This is a genomic window from Nesterenkonia alkaliphila, from assembly GCF_009758175.1.
GTDB lineage: Bacteria > Actinomycetota > Actinomycetes > Actinomycetales > Micrococcaceae > Nesterenkonia > Nesterenkonia alkaliphila.
Genome location: NZ_WRPM01000046.1, coordinates 70,638 through 88,945, shown reverse-complemented (window position 1 = coordinate 88,945; position 18,308 = coordinate 70,638). Strand labels below are relative to the sequence as shown.

Annotated in this window: 17 protein-coding genes; 8 read left to right on the top strand and 9 right to left on the bottom strand. The window is 66.0% G+C overall.

The genetic code is table 11. The features are described 5' to 3' along the window. Nucleotides 1–174: 174 nt before the first annotated feature. From GNZ21_RS06825 to GNZ21_RS06815, 3 genes are all read right to left on the bottom strand, one after another. The gene (locus GNZ21_RS06825; protein ID WP_157322656.1) at nt 175–1,176 is read right to left on the bottom strand and encodes a sugar phosphate isomerase/epimerase family protein; all 1,002 of its coding nucleotides are present in this window, start codon (nt 1,174–1,176) and stop codon (nt 175–177) included. Continuing rightward, a complete protein-coding gene (locus tag GNZ21_RS06820; RefSeq protein ID WP_373868410.1) occupies nt 1,167–2,363 on the bottom strand; it encodes a DUF993 family protein in 1,197 nt (398 codons plus the stop codon). The genes GNZ21_RS06825 and GNZ21_RS06820 overlap by 10 nt, the downstream gene beginning before the upstream one ends. A gap of 80 nt (nt 2,364–2,443) precedes the next feature. Continuing rightward, nucleotides 2,444–3,628, bottom strand: coding sequence for a Gfo/Idh/MocA family protein (locus tag GNZ21_RS06815; RefSeq protein WP_157322654.1), 1,185 nt, complete (start codon nt 3,626–3,628; stop codon nt 2,444–2,446). 225 nt (nt 3,629–3,853) lie between these two features. Between GNZ21_RS06815 and GNZ21_RS06810 the strand changes: the two genes are divergently transcribed. The 3 genes from GNZ21_RS06810 to GNZ21_RS06800 all read left to right on the top strand — a co-directional run bounded on the left by GNZ21_RS06810 (nt 3,854) and on the right by GNZ21_RS06800 (nt 6,985). Further along, entirely contained in the window at nt 3,854–4,498 is a 645-nt protein-coding gene (locus tag GNZ21_RS06810; RefSeq protein WP_157322652.1) for a pentapeptide repeat-containing protein, read from the top strand. Nucleotides 4,499–4,621: 123 nt separating this feature from the next. After that, nucleotides 4,622–5,692, top strand: a complete 1,071-nt coding sequence (locus GNZ21_RS06805; RefSeq protein ID WP_157322650.1) for an LLM class flavin-dependent oxidoreductase — start codon at nt 4,622–4,624, stop codon at nt 5,690–5,692. 75 nt (nt 5,693–5,767) lie between these two features. Continuing rightward, nucleotides 5,768–6,985, top strand: coding sequence for a hypothetical protein (locus GNZ21_RS06800; protein ID WP_157322648.1), 1,218 nt, complete (start codon nt 5,768–5,770; stop codon nt 6,983–6,985). 43 nt (nt 6,986–7,028) lie between these two features. Here GNZ21_RS06800 and GNZ21_RS06795 read toward each other — a convergent pair whose 3' ends face one another. The 4 genes from GNZ21_RS06795 to GNZ21_RS06780 all read right to left on the bottom strand — a co-directional run bounded on the left by GNZ21_RS06795 (nt 7,029) and on the right by GNZ21_RS06780 (nt 9,843). Beyond that, entirely contained in the window at nt 7,029–7,619 is a 591-nt protein-coding gene (locus tag GNZ21_RS06795; RefSeq protein WP_229659458.1) for a small multi-drug export protein, read from the bottom strand. A gap of 177 nt (nt 7,620–7,796) precedes the next feature. Further along, the gene (locus GNZ21_RS06790) at nt 7,797–8,723 is read right to left on the bottom strand and encodes a polysaccharide deacetylase family protein (protein WP_157322646.1); all 927 of its coding nucleotides are present in this window, start codon (nt 8,721–8,723) and stop codon (nt 7,797–7,799) included. A 107-nt stretch (nt 8,724–8,830) separates the two neighbouring features. Further along, entirely contained in the window at nt 8,831–9,544 is a 714-nt protein-coding gene (locus GNZ21_RS06785) for an alpha/beta hydrolase family protein (RefSeq protein ID WP_157322644.1), read from the bottom strand. Next, nucleotides 9,541–9,843 carry a nucleoside triphosphate pyrophosphohydrolase family protein gene (locus tag GNZ21_RS06780; protein WP_157322642.1) on the bottom strand — a complete coding sequence of 101 codons (303 nt, stop codon included), beginning with the start codon at nt 9,841–9,843 and terminating at the stop codon, nt 9,541–9,543. Before GNZ21_RS06780 ends, GNZ21_RS06785 begins: the two co-directional genes overlap by 4 nt. Before the next feature lie 121 nt (nt 9,844–9,964). Between GNZ21_RS06780 and clpB the strand changes: the two genes are divergently transcribed. Continuing rightward, a complete protein-coding gene (clpB, locus tag GNZ21_RS06775) occupies nt 9,965–12,571 on the top strand; it encodes an ATP-dependent chaperone ClpB (protein WP_157322640.1) in 2,607 nt (868 codons plus the stop codon). A 138-nt stretch (nt 12,572–12,709) separates the two neighbouring features. Here clpB and GNZ21_RS06770 read toward each other — a convergent pair whose 3' ends face one another. Further along, on the bottom strand, nt 12,710–13,432 hold the full coding sequence (locus GNZ21_RS06770; protein WP_157322638.1) for a hypothetical protein: 723 nt from the start codon (nt 13,430–13,432) through the stop codon (nt 12,710–12,712). A gap of 146 nt (nt 13,433–13,578) precedes the next feature. On the opposite strand from GNZ21_RS06770, the gene GNZ21_RS06765 reads away from it, so the two are divergent. The 4 genes from GNZ21_RS06765 to GNZ21_RS06750 are packed head-to-tail and all read left to right on the top strand — an operon-like array spanning nt 13,579 to nt 17,072. Continuing rightward, nucleotides 13,579–13,764 (top strand): DUF3073 domain-containing protein, encoded by a 186-nt coding sequence (locus GNZ21_RS06765; RefSeq protein WP_157322636.1) that lies wholly within the window; start codon nt 13,579–13,581, stop codon nt 13,762–13,764. Between the two features lie 7 nt (nt 13,765–13,771). Next, nucleotides 13,772–14,824: a Sir2 family NAD-dependent protein deacetylase gene (locus tag GNZ21_RS06760; RefSeq protein WP_229659457.1), complete on the top strand. Its 1,053-nt coding sequence runs from the start codon at nt 13,772–13,774 to the stop codon at nt 14,822–14,824. A gap of 15 nt (nt 14,825–14,839) precedes the next feature. Beyond that, nucleotides 14,840–16,465: an MFS transporter gene (locus GNZ21_RS06755; RefSeq protein WP_229659456.1), complete on the top strand. Its 1,626-nt coding sequence runs from the start codon at nt 14,840–14,842 to the stop codon at nt 16,463–16,465. Between the two features lie 19 nt (nt 16,466–16,484). Next, complete coding sequence (locus GNZ21_RS06750; protein WP_157322634.1) at nt 16,485–17,072, top strand: TetR/AcrR family transcriptional regulator; 588 nt, start codon at nt 16,485–16,487, stop codon at nt 17,070–17,072. On the opposite strand, the gene GNZ21_RS06745 is transcribed toward GNZ21_RS06750, so the two are convergent. Then, on the bottom strand, nt 17,044–18,234 hold the full coding sequence (locus GNZ21_RS06745) for a lipid II:glycine glycyltransferase FemX (protein WP_229659455.1): 1,191 nt from the start codon (nt 18,232–18,234) through the stop codon (nt 17,044–17,046). The genes GNZ21_RS06750 and GNZ21_RS06745 overlap by 29 nt on opposite strands. Nucleotides 18,235–18,308: the final 74 nt, after the last annotated feature.

Below are 18,308 nucleotides of genomic sequence, written 5' to 3'. Positions count from 1 at the left end.
ACACCGCAGCCGGCGGGGCCCCGCGACTGGGCTGCTGCCCAGGCGTCTGAGTCATCGCCGTCATACGCGCGTCCCCCTCTCTATGATGTACATCACGGTAAACGCTTTCCAGGACTATAACTGTGGGTCAGATCACAGGTCAAGACGATACTTCGATTTATGTCGCATCGTGAGTCAAATGTGATCTTGAGATTGGTGGGGCGGCTGCGCCGGGGGCTCTTTAGGTGTGAAGGCCGGTGCCGCTGCAGCCGGCCGGGAGCCGAGCGGGGCTTCCCCGCCGGCGGAACCAGCACCGCGCAGATACGGCGCCACAGCGCCTTGGAAGCTGGCAGCGGTCTGCTGCACGGTCAAGGCGGGTTCGGCATCCCAGATGCTTTGGTTGAACAGCTCCACCTCCACATCGCCGGTGTAGCCGGTGTTCTCCACCGCGCGGGTCATGGCGGCGAAGTCGATGACTCCCTCGCCCGGCTGATGGCGGCTCAGCAGCACGTCTGTCTCCAGAGGGGTGCGCCAGTCGCAAACTTGGTAGCTGGCGATCCTTCCCGCCGCTCCGGCACGCCGGATCTGGGCCAGTACCTGGGGGTCCCACCAGATATGAAAAGAGTCCACGACGACGCCCACATACGGACTCTCTGCCTCCTCGGCCAGGTCCAGAGCCTGCTCCAGGGTGGAGATCACTGCCCGGTCAGAGGCATACATCGGATGCAGCGGCTCAATGGCTACAGTGACGCCGGCTGCTGCGGCATCGGGCACCAGTTCACAGAGGCCCTGGAAGAACCGCTCCCGGGCCGCGTGCACCGTGGAGCCGGGTTGGATGCCCCCGGCCACCAGCACCAGCACCGGGGCTGAGCCGGCCGCACCGGCCTCGGCCAGGGCCGCGGTCTCTGCGATCGCCCTGCGGTTCTCGGCCAGGGAGGCGGCGAAGGCGGCGTCATCGGCCTCCGTAAGGAACCCGCCCCGGCACAGGCTGGAGAAGCGCAGTCCCGAACTGCTCAGCAGCTGAGCGGCCCGCTGCAGGCCCACCTCGGCCACCGGCTCGCGCCACAGCCCAATGGACTGATAGCCCGCCGCTGCGGTGAGACTCAGTGCTTCCTCCAGCCCGGCGTACTTGATGGTGGCCTGGTTCAGCGATAGGCGCGGGTGCGGCGTGGTACTTGGGGTCTCTGTCAGTGCCATGAGGTGCCTCCGATGCCGTGCAGTGCCAGCAGCTGGTGCCAGCGGGTCTGAGCGGTCTCCGGGGCCTCCAGCCCCCCGCAGTCATTGGCCAGCTCCACGATCCGGCTCAGATGGGGCAGGCTGCGGGCGGCATGCAGTCCGGCGACCATCGCTGGACTGGCCTGATGGCCGTTGAGCCAGGAGAGGAAGGCCACCCCGGTCTTGTAGTAGAACGTGGGGCTCGCGAAGACCTGGCGGGAGAGTGCCTGGGTGGGCATTAGGATCTGCCGGTAGAGCTCGGGGCTGTTCTGGTCCAAGGCCTGGATCGCTGCCGAGGCGCTGGGGGCCAGTACGCTGAAGGCTCCCAGCAGGGCATCGGAGTACTGGCCGTCTGAGTCGGCCTCGATCAGGTCCACATAGTTGAAGTCGTCACCGGTGAACATGGTGGCGGACTCCGGCAGCCGGGCCCGGACGGTTTTCTCAGCCTCAGCATCGAGCAGGCTCATCTTCACCCCCGCCACCTTCTCCGGAGCGGCCTCGATGATGCTGATCAGAGTGTCGGCGGCCTGGCGCCAGTCAGTGGAGCCGAAGTAGCCGCGCAGCTGGGGGTCAAAGGCCTCGCCCAACCAGTGGATGATCACCGGGGTATCCGCGTGGCTGAGCACCTCAGCGTAAACGTTCTTGTAGTCCTGGGCGTCTTTGGCGGCTTTGGCCAGATGACGGGAGGCCATCACCACTGGCACAGTCTGGTGCTCCTGGGCGAAGGCCAGCTGGTCCAGATAGGCGGTGGTGACCTCGGCAAGGCTCAGCTCTGACTCCGTGCGGGCATCGGTGTTGACCCCCACAGCTACTGAGGCGTTCTCCTCGCGGGCCACCTCGGCCGAGCGGGCGATCAGCTCCCGGGTGGCTGCGGCATCCAGGCCCATATTCCGCTGAGCGGTGTCCATGGCATCGGCCACGCCCAACCCCCAGGAATAGATCTGGCGGCGGTAGTTCAGGGTGGCCTCCCAGTCCAGTTCCGCCGGCTCCCCGGGCACTGTCTCGCTCAGCGGATCGGGGACTACGTGGGCCGCGGCGTACAGGGTGCGGGAGGCCAGGGGAGCGGAGGGCCGTTGGAAGGCCGGGGCGCTCAGCAGCGGGGCGGCGGTGAGCCGCCGGTCCTGGCCGATCAGGGTCAGGTTCAGACCGGTCTCCCGGCGTTCTGTCAGGGGGTTCTGAGGTGAGCCTGTGGACTGTGTGGTGCCCGGCTGCGGTGCCTGGGGCGGCGTCGTGAGCTGTTCCGGCTGGTTCACTGGGGACCCCCGATCAGGTTCTGGGCGTGCTCGGTGAGGCTCACCTTGCGGCCCTGTTCATGGGAGGCCAGCGCGGCCTCGGCCAGCAGCATGCCGGCGGCCCCGGAGCGGAAGTCGTAGCGGTGCTCACCGGCGCCGAGCACAGAGCGCAGGAACTCGATCCACTGCAGCTTGAAGCCGTTCTCTGCCGGCTCGTTCTGCGGCACCGCCGACCAGGTGGCGGAATAGTCCCGGGGATCGGGGATGTCCGGGTTCCACACCGGCTTAGGGGTGGCGTTGCGCTCTTGGATCTTGGCCGAGAACAGGCCCACCACGGCCGAGCCGCGGGTACCGTCCACGTGGAACTCCACCAGCTCGTCCCGGTTGACCCGGGTGGCCCAGGATGAGTTCAGCTGCACGATGGGGCCGTCTGCCAGCTCGAAGATGCCGTAGGCGGCGTCGTCGGCGGTGGCGGTGTAGGGGCTGCCGGACTCATCCACCCGCTGTGGAATATGTGTGCGGGTGGTGGCGTAGACAGTGCTGATGGAGCCGAAGAGGTTCTCGATGACGTAGTTCCAGTGCGGGTACATATCGACCACAATCCCGCCGCCGTCCTCGGCGCGGTAGTTCCAGGAGGGGCGTTGGGCGGGCTGCCAGTCGCCCTCGAAGACCCAGTAGCCGAACTCGCCGCGGACCGAGAGGATCTCGCCGAAGAACCCGGAGTCAATGAGCCGCCTGAGCTTCAGCAGGCCCGGCAGGTAGAGCTTGTCGTGGACCACCCCGTTGTGGATCCCGGCTGCCTCGGCCTCCTCAGCCAGGGCCAGGGCCTCGGCGTAGGACTCGGCGGTGGGCTTCTCGGTGTAGATGTGCTTGCCGGCGGCGATCGCCTTGCGGATGGCCGGCACGCGCAGCTGGGTGATCAGCGCATCGAAGTAGATGGGGAAGCCCTCCGCGGCCAGGGCTTGGTCCAGGTCGGTGGTCCAGCGCTTGATGCTGTGGGCTTCGGCGACCTCTTTGAGCTTCTCCGCATTGCGGCCCACCAGGTAGAGCTCAATGGGCTGCTTGGTGCCATTGGGCAGCGGCACGCCCCCTGAGTCGCGGATTGCCAACAGTGAGCGGACCAGGTGCTGGCGGTAGCCCATGCGCCCTGTGGCGCCGTTGACGATGATGCCCAGTGGCTGGGAGGTGTGGAGCTCGGTCATGTCCCCGTCCGTTCTGCGCGTGGTTCTGCGCCTGTGGTGCGTGTGCTTCCCGCGGTGCGGTGACCGCGGTCAGGGGCGGCGTCGTACTGATACCGACCCTGCGGTGATCTGGGTCACAGCATAGGCGGAAAACGTTTACCAGCGCAAGTGGGGCACCTGGGTGTGGGAGGCGGAGGGTGCAGGGCGCGCGGCGGGCGTCTCCCCCTGCGGCGGTACGGTGAGGGCATGAACACTCCCAGGCTGAACCTGCACCGACCGCGGCACCTGAGGCCGATCAGCCGCCAGGAGTTCCTCAGGGAAGCCCGGGCCGAGGGTGCGCACCTGAGCTCACTGGATCTGAGTGACCTCGAGCTGCGTGATGCGACCCTGGTGGAGTGCCTGGCAGAAGGTCTGACGGTTGCCGGGGCCGACCTCACGAGGCTGAGTCTCATCGACACTCACCTCGAGCGGCTCAGCGCCCCGCAGCTGCACAGCCCGCGGGCCACATGGCGCGACACCTTCCTGGGCGGTTCGCGGATCGGGGCGGCTGAGCTCTACGATGCCGAGTGGTCAGGGGTGCACATTACCGGCAGCAAGTTCGACCTGGTGAACCTCCGCGGCGCACGCCTGATGGATGTGCTACTGGAGTCCTGTCAGATCGGAGAACTGGATCTCAGCAGTGCCCGGGCTCGGCGCCTGCAGTTCCGCGACTGCAGCATCGGCACCCTGGTGCTCACCGGCGCGGAACTGGCGGATGTGGATCTGCGCAGCGCTGAGTTCCGCAGGGTGACCAGCCTGGCCAATCTGCGCGGCGCCACGGTGTCCCAGGCGCAGTTGCTTCAGCTGGCTCCGCACCTGGCAGCTGAGGCAGGGATCCAGGTGGGCGACTGATCCCTGCACCACCGGCAAGTGCTTCAAATTTGAAGGAATTACGACGACGCCGCCACGGTTGGTACCTCAGAAGGGTGCCTCAGGTGCCCGGGTAGACCCGTTACGGCCAGCGCAGGAGAGATCATGACCATCAGCACAGAGCGGCACAGAGAGCACTTTGAGTTCGGCATCCATACCTTTGGCGATGTCACCAAGACCCCCGACGGGCAGCGCGAGCTGTCCCAGCCCGAGGTGCTGCGCAATGTGCTGGCAGAGGCCACTCTGGCGGATCAGGTAGGCATTGATGTGGTCGGGATCGGCGAGCACCACCGGCCCGACTACGCGATCTCGGCCCCCGACGTGGTGCTGGCAGCGGTGGGCGCGGCTACCGAGCGGATCAAACTCATCTCGGCCGTCACCGTGCTCAGCTCAGATGATCCGGTGCGGGTCTACCAGCGGTTCGCCACTATCGACGGGCTCACCGGCGGCCGGGCAGAGGTCAGCCTGGGCCGGGGCAGCTTTATTGAGTCCTACCCGCTGTTCGGCTACGACCTCTCCGACTACGAGCAGCTCTTTGAGGAGAAGGTGGAGCTGTTTGCCGCCCTGCGCAGCGAGGGCAGCATCACCTGGGAAGGCCAGACCAGAGCTCCGTTGAAGGCTCAGGAGATCTTCCCCAAGACTGACCATGAGCACGGGCTCCCCACGTGGATAGCGGTAGGCGGCACTCCCAATTCAGTCGTCCGCGCTGCCCGGCACGGAGTGGGGCTGGAGCTGGCGATCATAGGTGGTGCCCCCGGCCGGTTCGCACCCTTCGTGGAGCTCTACAAGCGCGCCCTGGCAGAGTTCGGCCAGCCCGAGGAACTGCGGGTGGCCAGTCACTCGCATGGGTTTGTGGCTGAGACTGACCAGCGGGCTCAGGAAATCTTCTACCCCTCCTGGGCGGAGTCTATGGCCAAGCTCGGCAAAGAGCGCGGCTGGGGCAACGGTTTTCCATCCTTCGATCAGTTTCAGCAGGAGATCACTCACGGCGCGCTGTTCGTCGGCTCTCCGGAGACTGTAGCGGAGAAGATCGTCAAAACTCAGAAGCAGCTGGGGATTACCCGATTCGGCCTGAAGTACGGTAACGGCTCGCTGGCCCACGAGCACATGATGGAGGCCATCGAGTTGTACGGGACCAAGGTCAAGCCCCTGGTGCTGGACCGGCTTCAGGGTTGACACTCGCCAGAGGTGTTCTGTAACTGTTCAGGTAGAGGTCAGGGTTAGTTGAGCAGTTACCCATACTCTGCCGGGGTGAGGCAGGAACAGAACACCCCAGCTGAGCGATCGGATACCGAGAGAGAGCACGGAACACCGAACCAGGGACAGAGCGAGGTCATCGAGGACCGTGGCGAGGCCGAAGAGCCCGCAGGGGCGCAGCGTGCCCCGCGGGCCCCGCATTCAGGGGAGGATGAGTCCGGTGCTGCCAAGGATGCCGAGGAGTTCACCATCGCGGTGTACTCAGACCCTGGGCGCACCTCGATGCATATGCGCCGGCTGCTCTCCGAGCAGGATAAGGACTGGAGCCGGGGAGCCACCATCATCCATAAGCAGACCCTGATTCCGCTGCGTCAGGATGCCACGCTTGACCTGGATGAGGTGCAGCGCTGGGCCCGCGAGGACGGCGCTGATATCTCGGTGGTGATCACCGAGGTGCCGCGCACTGCGGGCCGGAAGGCCAAGTCTGTGGAGCTGCACTTCGCGGACCGGCTGGCTGTGATCTCACTGCCGGGCTTGGGCCCTGTGGGGGTGCGCGCGAGTCTGCGGGGCCAGCTGCGCCGCAGTGTGGAGGCGCTGGCGTACCACTCGGCGGCAGAGGCCCATGAGCGGAGCGGTCTGACCACCCAAGTGGAGGAGCAGCAGGGCCACGAGACCTACTTCATTTCTCCGCCGCGGTTCGTCCCCGGGCGGTTTTGGATGACGCTGGGCATGGTGGCGGCCAATGAGCCGTTCTGGTCCTTGACTAAGCTCTCTGGGGTCTTTGCCGCAGCCGCGGCCACCGGGGCCTTCGGCATCTTCTTCTCCACTATCTGGGAGATGGCCAACTTTCTGCCCGGTTGGCGCCTGCTGGTGGTCTCACTGGTTGCCATCGCCAGTGTGGTGCTCTGGCTGACCCTGGCCAACAGGCTGTGGGACCGGCCGAATACAGTCGGCGGGCGCAAGGAGGCTCTGATGTACAACGCCTCCACAGTGGTGACCCTGCTGGTGAGCGTGACCTCGCTGTACCTGCTCCTCTTTGGCGGCATTTTGGGCGTGGGGCTGCTGCTGATCGAACCGGCGTTCATGGCCCAGAACATTGGGGAGGACCAGGCGACCTTCGCCAATTATGTGGATGTGGCCTGGCTCTCTGCCTCGATGGGGGTAGTGGCCGGCGCCATCGGTGCTAACTTCGATGATGACGCCGACCTGAAGAACATCACCCAGGGATCCCGGGAGCTGCAGCGCTACCCGCGGGACGAACACCAGCGGTGAGCCCCGGCGGCAACGCCGGCTCAGGAGCCAGCCGCTGCCGGGATCAGCCGCTGATCAGGTTGAGGAATCCGATGCCGAGCAGGGCGAAGCCGGTGCCCCAGACAATCACGGAGACCAGCATCCAGATCAGCACCAGGTTCCGGTTGGCGCCGAAGCTGACCATCAGCGGAGCGGTGATCTGGCTGGGCAGAGCGAAGGGCCCCAGCAGAGATACTCCGGGTACCCCGAATTTGTCGAAGAGTCGCTTGGCCTTCTCCCGGCGCTTGCGCTTGCCCTCGCTCATCTCCTGGGGCTCCCTGCCCTTGACCACCGCGCTGCGGATGCCGTGAGCGGTGTAGACCACGATGGTCAGGGATAGCATATTGCCCACCACTGCGGCGATGATCGCAGCCCACAGCGGCATGCCGATCAGCACGCCCAGGAAGCCGCCCCCGTAGGACTCGAAGAACGGAATGGCGGAGACGGCGATTACGCCCAGCCACTGCAGAGTCTCCGGCAGTGATTCGGTCCAGCCGCGCAGCTGACCCCAGAAGGAGTCCTCCGGGAAGACGATCTGTGTGGGGTCGGTCTCGGCGCCGCCGGCCAGGGCTAGGGTCTGTGCGGTCTCAGTGAGTGCAGTCAGTGTCTGGATCATGGTGATAAGTCTTCCGGATTACCGGACCAAGAACGTCACCCCTGAGGATTATCTTGGCCGGTCAGCCCTGCGGGTGAGCAGCCAGTGGGCGGAGTACTTGCACTTAGCGACTCGTGTTTTACGGTTCGGTGCAGCCGGGCAAGGGGCGAACGGGGTGTAGGCGCCGCCGGGACCAGCTCAGGGCTTCTGGCCGGAGTGGTAGACCTCGCCGGGCTGGCCGGGCTGACCGAGAATCTCGCTGACCGTGACCAGGTGGTAGCCCTCGGCCAGCAGGTCGCGGAGGATCAGCGGCACGGCCTCGGCGGTGGAGGCCTCCAGATCGTGCAGCAGCACAATGTCTCCCGGTGAGACGTTCTCCAGCACTCGTTGATGAGTCTCGGCTGCGGATTTGTGCTGCCAGTCGCGGGAATCGGTGCCCCATTTGATCATCGGCAGCCCTGAGGCCGCCCTGACCCGGGAGTCCAGCGCCCCGTAGGGCGGCCGGGCCATCCTCGGGCGGATCCCGGCGGCCTGCTCAATCGCCTCCGCAGTGCGGTCCAGCTCTGAGCGCAGCTGTGCATCGCTGAGATCGGTGAAGTCGGTGTGGCTCCAGCCGTGGTTGCCCACCTCATGCCCAGCCGCTGCGACCTCGGCAGCGATCTCGGGATAGGTCGCGGCCATCTGGCCGGTCATGAAGAAGCTGGCCCTGGCGTCCACCTCGGACAGTGCGGTGAGCACCTGCCGGGTGTTCGGCACCGGACCATCGTCAAAGGTCAGCGCCACACACGGCACCTGGGTGCAGTCCACAGGCCCGGCGGGATTGCGCACCAAGCGGGGAGTGCGGGGTGGGTCGCTGATCTCTGGCACCGCGGACTCCTCGGCGTCGTCGTAATCTTTTTGCTGGCGCAGCTGCGCAGTCTGTTCCGCCCAAGGATAGGCCGCAATGCTGCTGCGCAGGTACTGGGTGCGGTCATTGACCGCTTCCTGCCAGATGTGGGTGCTGGCGGTATGGACCAGCTTGGCGGTCCCCGGAATAGGAGCCGCAGCCGCGCCCAGAAGCAGCAGCATGGCAGCAAGGGCAGTGCAGGCTGCGCGGAGAAGCAGGGGAAGAGGCCGCACAGTCACACCCTATGATCCTCAGTCGCTGAACTGCGGCAGCGACCTGCTGCAGCACGGAGGCGTCAGGAGAAGATGGCCCTGAGAGGGCCGGGGCGGGCACCGCAGGGGCAGGTTCACAGGCCGAATGTGCGCGCCGATTCGGTGAGGATGTGCTCCCAGTCCTGTTCTGAAGGGTGGTGGCCCATCAGGTCCCGGTGAATATGCCGTGCATTCGGGGCGGATTCGGCAAGGCGCAGTCCCTGTTCTGGCGGGGTCATCACATCCTGCCCGCCGGTCACCACAACCATCGGATGCACCAGACGAGAGGAGTGGGTCAGCGGGGACGATTCCCGCCACTGGGCGGGCTGCAGCGTGGCGTCCAGGTATCGCCGAACGCCCCCGAAGGCGGTATCGCGGTAGAACGAGGTGAGCTCGCTGGGAGCGCTGACCACGGTGATCCCTGCAAGCTCCCCCGGTTCCTGCTCCGCGGCAGCCAAGCTCGCCATGAGCCCGCCCATCGAAAACCCCACCAGAACCGGTGAGGAGGCCAGGGGCTGCCGTCTCATCCAGGCCAGGACCGCGCCGATATCCCGCGCTGCACTGAGGCCATAGTCGTCGGCACCGCTCGAGCCGCGCCAGCCGCGCATCGAGATGCTCACCGCATGCCAGGCTCTGGAGCGCACCCGCTGGGCCACCGGGGCCATAGTTGAGGCGTCCTCACCCCACCCGTGCAGCAGCAGAAACGCCGGGGCGCGGCTCTCACCCCACCAGGCGTAGCCGCCCAGCTCCACCTCGTCCAGGTCGAGCGTGATGCGCAGGGCCCCAGCGATATCGGGAAGGCGATTCACTCGTGTTGGAACCATTTCTCTGCAATGGCCAGTTCAGGGTCGATGCCGAGCTGTTTCGCGTAGACCAGGCACATTCCGAGGACGTCTCCGAGCTCATTGGTCACGACCTGCTGCTGCTCTTCTGTGCTCAGGCCACGATCTCTGTTTTGGCCGGTCAGGGTGAGATGCGCCTGGGCCAGCTCTCCGATCTCTTCGGTGAGTTTGAGAAGGGCCCAGTCGGCGGAACGGCTGATCCCGTACACCTCTGCGTACTGGACGGACAGATTCTCAATGCGGAGGGCGATGTCGTTGAGATGCATCTGGACGATGCTACACAGACTGCAGGTGAGGTGGAATAACGACGCCGCCCAGAAAGTTGAGTACGATGGACTCAAGTTTTCCTGTACGTGCAGTTGTGAATGGAAGGGGGCCGCGAAGGCCATGGACATCAAGCTCACCACCAAGTCGCAGGAGGCCGTCAGCGCGGCCGCCATGAACGCCAATACCGCCGGCAACCCGCAGATTGAGCCTGCCCATATCCTCAAAGCACTGATGGACACCCGGGAGTCAGTGGCAGTGGCCGCGCTCAAAGCCGCCGGCGCTGACCCTGACGCAGTCTCCGGGCGTGCTTCCGCCGCGATCAAGGAGCTGCCCAGCTCCTCCGGATCCTCCATGACCAACGCCCAGTTCTCCCGCAACGGGCTCTCCGTGATGAAGAACGCCCAGGCCGAATCCGAGCGGATGGGCGATGACTACGTCTCCACTGAGCACCTGCTGCTGGGTATCGCTGGAATCAACGACGCCGCGGCAGCGGCACTGAAGGACAACGGGGCCGATGTGAAGGCCCTGCGGGCCGCCGTGGACTCCGTGCGGCAGGGTCGCAAAGTCACCAACCCGGACCCTGAAGGCACCTTCGAAGCCCTGGCCAAGTTCGGCACCGATCTGACGGAGCTGGCCAAGGAGGGCAAGCTGGACCCGGTGATCGGCCGCGACGCCGAGATCCGCCGCGTGGTGCAGGTGCTCTCCCGCCGCACCAAGAACAACCCAGTGCTCATCGGTGAGCCCGGGGTCGGTAAGACCGCCGTGGTGGAGGGCCTGGCTCAGCGCATTGAGGCCGGCGATGTGCCCAACGCACTGAAGAACAAGCGGCTGATCTCCCTGGACCTCGGCGCTATGGTCGCTGGCTCTAAATACCGCGGGGAGTTCGAGGAACGGCTCAAGGCCGTGCTCGATGAAATCAAAGCCTCAGAGGGCGAGATCATCAGCTTCATCGACGAGGTGCACACCATGGTCGGTGCCGGCGGATCCTCCGACGGCTCTATGGACGCCGGGAATATGCTCAAGCCGATGCTGGCCCGCGGCGAGCTGCGGCTGATCGGTGCCACCACCCTGGATGAGTACCGGGAGAACATCGAGACCGACGCCGCTCTGGAGCGCCGCTTCCAGCAGGTTTATGTGGGCGAGCCCTCAGTGGAGGACACGGTGGCGATCCTGCGCGGGATCAAGGAGAAGTACCAGGCCCACCACGGAGTTGAGATCTCCGATGCCGCACTGGTGGCCGCCGCCGAGCTCTCCGACCGATACATCACCGGCCGGCAGCTGCCCGATAAAGCCATCGACCTGGTGGACGAGGCCGCCTCCCGGCTGAAGATGGAGATCGACTCCGACCCGGTGGAGATTGACGAACTGCGCCGCGCAGTTGACCGGCTTGAGGCTGAACGGACTTGGCTGGCTCAGGAGACCGACGCCGCCTCCAAGGAGCGCCTGACCGCTCTGGAGGAGGAGCTGGCCAATAAGCGGGAGGAGCTCGATGCGCTCAACGCCCGCTGGGAGCGGGAGCAGGGGGCCCACAACCGGGCCGCCGAGCTGCACCGCAGGCTGGACGAGCTGAAGTCCGCCGCCGAGCGTGCCGAGCGTGAGGGCGACTTCGCTGAGGTTGGCCGGCTGCGCTACGGTGAGATCCCCCAGGCTGAGCAGGCCTTAGCTGAGGCCGAGGCTCAGGAGGCCGGCGCTGAGCAGGAAGACCGGATGGTCTCGGACAAAGTGGACGCGGATGCCATCGCCGAGGTGATCTCCGCCTGGACCGGCATCCCCACCGGGCGGCTGATGCAGGGTGAGACCGAGAAGCTGCTGCAGATGGAGGAGCTCATCGGCTCCCGGCTGATCGGCCAAACCAAGGCTGTCACTGCTGTCTCCGACGCTGTGCGCCGCGCCCGTACCGGAGTCGCCGACCCTGACCGGCCCACCGGCAGCTTCCTGTTCCTGGGCCCCACCGGTGTGGGCAAGACCGAGCTGGCCAAGGCGCTCGCCGAGTTCCTCTTCGACGACGAGCGCTCGATGATCCGCATCGATATGTCCGAGTACGCCGAGAAGCACTCAGTGGCCCGGTTGGTCGGGGCGCCCCCCGGCTATGTGGGGCATGAGGAGGGCGGTCAGCTCACCGAGGCGGTGCGGCGTCGTCCCTACTCGGTGGTGCTGCTCGACGAGGTGGAGAAAGCCCATCCCGAGGTCTTCGACATCCTGCTCCAGGTCCTCGACGACGGCCGGCTCACAGACGGGCAGGGCCGCACTGTGGACTTCCGCAATGTGGTGCTGATCCTCACCTCAAACCTTGGCAGCCAGTTCCTGGTGGATCAGGACAAGGATGACCGGGCCAAGCGCGAGGCCGTGATGGGGGTGGTCAACGCCAGCTTCAAGCCCGAGTTCCTCAACCGGCTCGATGACATCGTGATGTTCGACCCGCTCTCCATGGAGCAGCTGACATCTATTGTGGACCTGCAGATCAACTCCCTGGCCGCTCGGCTCGCCGGGCGCCGGCTGACCCTGGAGGTCACCGAGGCCGCCAAGGAATGGCTGGCGTTCACCGGCTATGACCCTGCTTACGGGGCCAGGCCGCTGCGCCGGCTGGTGCAGCGTGAGATCGGCGATCAGCTGGCCAAAGCGCTGCTCGGCGGCGAAGTCTCCGACGGCGACACTGTGCTGGTAGACCGCGAGGAACTCTCCCTGGACGAGGACTCCGTGCACGGTCTGACTGTGCGCAGGCGTTGAGCGGGCTGGATGCCCCTCCGGCGCGAACCCTCCTCCTTCACTCGCAGTTAACCTTGCAGAGCTGCTGAAGCTTAGCTCTGCAAGGTTAACTCGCTCCTACAAGGAATCCTCCGGGTTCGCGCCTACGACCCAGCCCGCTTAATCCGCGTCCCCTGAGTCCTCGTTGGCTTCTTCGTCTACAGGAGCGTCGTCATCGTTGTCGTCGCCCTGCTCGTCGACGATCTCGACCTCTTCCTCATCATCGTCGGGATCATCGTCTGAGGTGTCCAGGAAGTCGCCGCGGAGGCTGCCGCCGTCGGCCCGGGTGAGGAAGCAGGAGACCAGCCGGTCGTCCTCGTTATTCCAGGTGTCCTCAGTGGGGTACCAAATCTCGCGCTGCAGCTCCGCACCCAGGGATTCGATGGCGGAACTGCTCAGGGCGATCTCCTCGCAGCGCAGATTGGCGTTGTGGGAGACCACATCGTCGCCGGGATAGGCACCCTCGGTGATCTCGTCGTCGAGTTCATCCTGCAGCAGCACCTGGACGTCGTAGCTGCGCTCGCAGTCCATCACATCAGCGGGGGTCTCCTCATCGGTGTACCCGGAGAGGCACCAGCCGGCCTCCCAGTCCTCCGGGGGGACACCGCGAGCATGGACGCCGTCGGCCGGATCCTCCACCCAGGTCCACTCAATGGGTTCGGGCTCTTCCTCGCGACCCAGGAACCACCAGAGAAGAGCTGCTGTGATGAGGACCACTAGAATTCCGATGATCAGGAACGGGATTGCGTTGAGTCTGAACCCAGTGTCGCCTGCCGCCTCGCGGCGAGCCCGCCGTGACAAGGGCTGTTGTGAACCTTGGCTGACCTGCGGTGACTCGCTCATTGCCGTGTGGCCCTCCCCGTTCGGTGCGACGCTTAGGTGGGCTTCATGTTAACCTAGAGAGCACCAACCACTTCATCCAAGAGTCAAGCCCGCGATGAATGTTCACCGCGAGGCTATTTCGAGACGACGTTAAGGGGGTCCCGCTCATGGGGCGTGGCCGTCAGAAGGCGAAAGCGACGAAGCAGGCGCGGGAGATCAAGTACTACACCCCGAACACCGATCTGTCCGCATTGGAGCGCGAGCTCGCCGCTGCCCGGGGAGAAAACCCCGCTTCCGACACTGCTGAGGACCAGGATCAGGACGACTGGTACGAAGACACAGATGAGGATTGACTGAACGGTGAGCGGCGGCGACCTGCGCGGCGCCGGGGGGACAAGTGCTGAGCAGGCGCATCGGGCTGCGCTGCGATCGATCGCGCGCACTGTAGAGGAGGCTGCGCCGCTGCAGGACCCTGCCGTGGCGCGTGCCGGAATCCTCCAGCTACTGAACTCCGGAGGGGTGCTGTGCGTGACCGGGGCCGGGATCTCCACAGACTCTGGCATACCTGACTACCGGGGCCCGGCCGGTTCACTCACCAGGCACCGGCCGATGACTTTCCAGGAGTTTAAGTACGACGCCGCGGCTCGGCGCCGGTACTGGGCGCGCTCCTTTGTGGGGTGGCGGCACCTGGGTGCAGCTGAGCCTAATCGGGGCCATGAGATCCTGGCCGACTGGCAGCATCGCGGCGTGCTCACCGGGTTGATCACCCAGAACGTCGACGGCCTACATTCCGAGGCAGCAGAGCAGCTTCAGCTGCGTGTCAGGAGCGAAGCGGCCACTTTAGGTGGTGAAGGCCAGAGGTTAGTGGCTGAGAGCGGCCACGTTGCGCCGTGTGCCGCCAGCGGGACTGGCACTGTCGAGCTGCACGGTACCCTCTCCCGAGTGGTGTGCCTGACCTGCGGGAACACTGAGCAGCGGCGCAGCCTGGATGCTCGGCTGGAGGAGGCGAACCCCGGCTATGCGGAGGCCGCCGCCGGAGCTGCCCAGAACGTCAATCCGGATGGCGATGTCACACTCGATGACTCCTGGGTGCAGCGCTTCACCCTGGTGGCCTGTCTGGTCTGCGGGGCCGATACGCTCAAACCGGATGTGGTCTACTTCGGTGAGAATGTGCCGGCAGAGCGCAAAGCCGCAGTGGAGGGCCTGGTGGCCGCAGCGTCCTCACTATTGGTGGTGGGCTCCTCCATGGCGGTGATGAGCGGATACTCCATCGCGCTGAAAATGGTCCAGGCCGGCAAGCCGGTGGCCGTGATCAACGGCGGACCCAGCCGCGCCGACGCCAAAGCAGCCTGGCGCTGGCGAACCAGGATTACCCCGGCACTGGAGGAGCTGGACAAACTTTACCGTACGTAAGGTACAGTTTGAGCTATGGCTGAAATGCGCAGACTGCGCCGGCGGCGCCCTGCACCGGTGTCCACCGACACCGCACCTATCCCGCGGGCTGATCACCGCAGCGTGGGCACTCTGCGCTCCACCACCGCCCCAGACACCTCGCTGACCCGCTGGCAGCGTTGGACGGTGCTGGCGCTGGTCTCCTCAGGCCTGCTGCTGATCTCACTGGACATGACCATCCTCTACACCGCCCTGCCGCGGCTGACCGCGGATCTGGGCGCCTCCACCTCCCAGCAGCTCTGGGTGCTCAACGCCTACCCGCTGGTGATGGCCGGACTGCTGCCCGGCTCCGGGGCCCTAGGTGACAGGTTCGGGCATAAGCGCATCTTCCAGGTGGGGCTGGTGGTCTTCGGCATCGCCTCACTGGCGGCGGCCTACTCACCCACCGCCGCTGCGCTGATCGCAGCCCGGGCCCTGCTGGCCGTAGGTGCTGCCCTGATGCTGCCGGCCACCCTGGCCCTGATTCGGATCAGCTTCGCGATAGTCAAAGAACGCAATCTCGCCATCGCCATCTGGGCAGCCACCTTCACCGTAGGCATGGCGCTGGGCCCCATCGTGGCAGGAGTGCTGCTGGAGTGGTTCTGGTGGGGTTCGGTGTTCCTGATCAATGTGCCGCTGGTACTGGCAGTGACCGCGCTGATGATCGCCTTTGGCCCGCGCAATGCCGCCGACCCCGCCCGGCGCTGGGACTTCCTCTCCTCCGCTCAGGCCCTGGTGGGCATGGGCGCGTTTGTGCTGGCCATCAAGACCTGGGCGGAGGCCCCGTTGAACCTGCCGCTGGCCGCCGGTTCCACGCTCATCGCCATTGCGACCCTGACCGTGTTTGCCCGCCGTCAGCTGCGCTTGGCACGCACTGCAGAGCCCTTGGTGGACTTCGCCATGTTCCGCAACAGTGGTTTCACCGGGGGAGTGATCGCTGCGGGACTCTCCACCTTCATCACCGCTGGGGTGCAGCTTGCGGTGGCTCAGCGTTTCCAGCTGCTGGAGGGCTTCAGCCCGCTGCAGGCCGGGTTGTTGGTCACCGCAGTTGCGGTGGGCTCAGCACCCTTCGCCGTGGTGGGTGGGGCCCTGCTGGACCGGCTCGGACTGCTGGTGCTCATCGGCGGCGGTATGGGCATCGCGGCACTGGGTTCCGGGGTGGCCCTGGGCGCGGCTCTCACCGGCTCGCTGCCGCTGCTGGTGGTGGGCCTGGTGATCGGCGGGGCCGGAATGGGCTGCTCGATCTCAGTGGCTTCCACCGCCATCATGGGCAATGTGCCCCCGCACCGGGCCGGTATGGCCGCCTCCACTGAGGAGGTGGCCTATGAGATGGGCAATCTGCTGGGCGTGGCCCTGCTGGGGGCGGTGCTCACCTTCGTCTACTCCTGGACCCTGCAGGTGCCTCCGGGAGCGGAGGCCTGGGCCGCAGCGTCCCCAGCCAACGCACTGGACAGTGGCCACCAGCTGCTGATGGAGCGGGCCGCTGAGGCCTTCCAGCGGGCCTACCTCAGTGTGTTGGGAGCCCTGGCTGCGGTGATGACTGTGGGGGCCGGCGTCGTCGTCTATGTGCTCCGGCGCTACACCCCAGGCACTGAGTCCCAGAAATACCCTGACAACCACTGATCAGTAAGGTAGAGCAGCAATGAGAGAGTCTAAGCGGGAAGCGGCCCTGGAGGCGGCCAAGCAGGTGGTCCAGCGTGAAGGGGTCACCGCGCTCTCCTATGAGTCGGTCGCCGCGGAGGCAGGCCTCACCAAGGGTGGGCTGCTCTATCATTTTCCGTCCCGGGAGGATCTGCTGCTGGCCCTGCATGAGCATGTGGCCGGGCAGTGGGAGCAGTGTATGCGCGATGAGGCGGACATCACCGAGGTGGACAACACCAACGACGACGCCGCACTGAGCAGTACTGCCAAAACCGCAGCCTATGTGCGTGCCTCCCAGAATCCGGACCGTGCCGAGCTGCTGCTGACACTGGAGGCCATCTCGGATGCAGCGGCCCGGGCGGTCTGGAACGGTGTGTATGACCGCTGGGCGGCCCCGGTCCCGCCGAGCGCAGATGATGACCAGGCGATGGCACGGTTCATCGCCCGGCTGGCCGCCGACGGGCTCTGGCTCTATGAGTCCATCTCAGAGCGCCCCATGTCCCAGGAGATCCGCGAGCGCCTGGTGGCTGAGATCATTGCGTTGGGCGATGCGCAGCGGCCTACCAGCGGCGGGCCATATACGCCTTAAACGCTGCTGCCAGCGGACGGTTCAGCGGCAGGTCCCACTCCCCGTGGGACTCTACGGCATCTGCACCCATAGTGGTCTTGAACCGAGTGAGCCCGGCCAGCGGGTGCTCAGGGTCCAGGGAGGGGCTGATCCCGCCCAGGTCATACCAGGTGCAGCCGGCCTGCAGGGCTTGGCGCAGCTGCTGCAGCTGTAGTCCGCGCGGGGCGTAGCGTTTGCGCTCCTGGGAGCTGGAGGCCCCGTAGGCGTACCAGGCGGCCTTGCCCTGCCGGATGTAGATGGCTGCCGCCAGCAGAGTGCCGTTCCAGTGCGCCAGGTGCAGAGTGCATTCAGTGTCGGGCTGCCCGTCAAGGGCGGCGAACATGCGCTGGAAGTACTCCTTGGGGCGCAGTAGAAAGTCATCGCGTTGAGCGGTCTCCTCGTAGAGCGCCTGCCAGGCGTCCAGCTGCTCAGCGCCGGCGGTGCTGAAGCTCAACTCTGAGCGGGTGGATTTGCGGGTTTGGCGCCGGGAGGTGGAGTCCATCCGGGCAAGTGCGGCCTCCACCCGGCGTTCCAGGTCCTCCTCGGGGTCGGCCTCCGGCTGCGCGGGCTCCAGAGGGATCCTGGCGGTGAACTGGGGTTGGCCGGCGTCGAAGTCCGCCTCGGTCTGCGGGGGCTGCCAGCCCAGCTGTTGCAGCTGGGCGTGGAGTGTGGCGGCCTGGTGATCCTCTTCGGCGGCAGTCAGCTCCGCCAGGCGGCTGTGCTTCCCCGCGGAGAGCGCTTTACGGACTGTTGCGGCCTCCCAGCGGCGGACCTCCCCGGGCAGGCCCATCCGCACGAGGAAGGCACCCTGGGTCTTCAGGTACCGGATCAGCGGGGGCAGCACGGTCTGTGCCGGGTGCGCGGCGAAGTCCACCACCGGGCCCTCGGCCATATAGGCCAGGCAGCGGCGGCCCAGATATGGGACCAAGGCAGGCACCGGCAGCCTGCGGTAGAGCACCAGGGCCGCGCCGATCAGCTCGTCTGCGGCGAACAGGCCCACCGACTCCCCGCGCCAATCGATCTTCACCGCCGGCCACTGCGGATTCTGCAGGAAGGAGCTGGCCGGACGGTCCCGGAGGAATGCGGCATGGGCCGCGGGGGTGATGCGGCGCACCGTGATCTGGGCAGTGGGCTGTTCGGTCACCGGTACAGAATAGTGCCCTCGGCTACCCTAGACCGGTAAGGAGTCCCGCCCAGGCGGCAGACTCTTCGCGAATC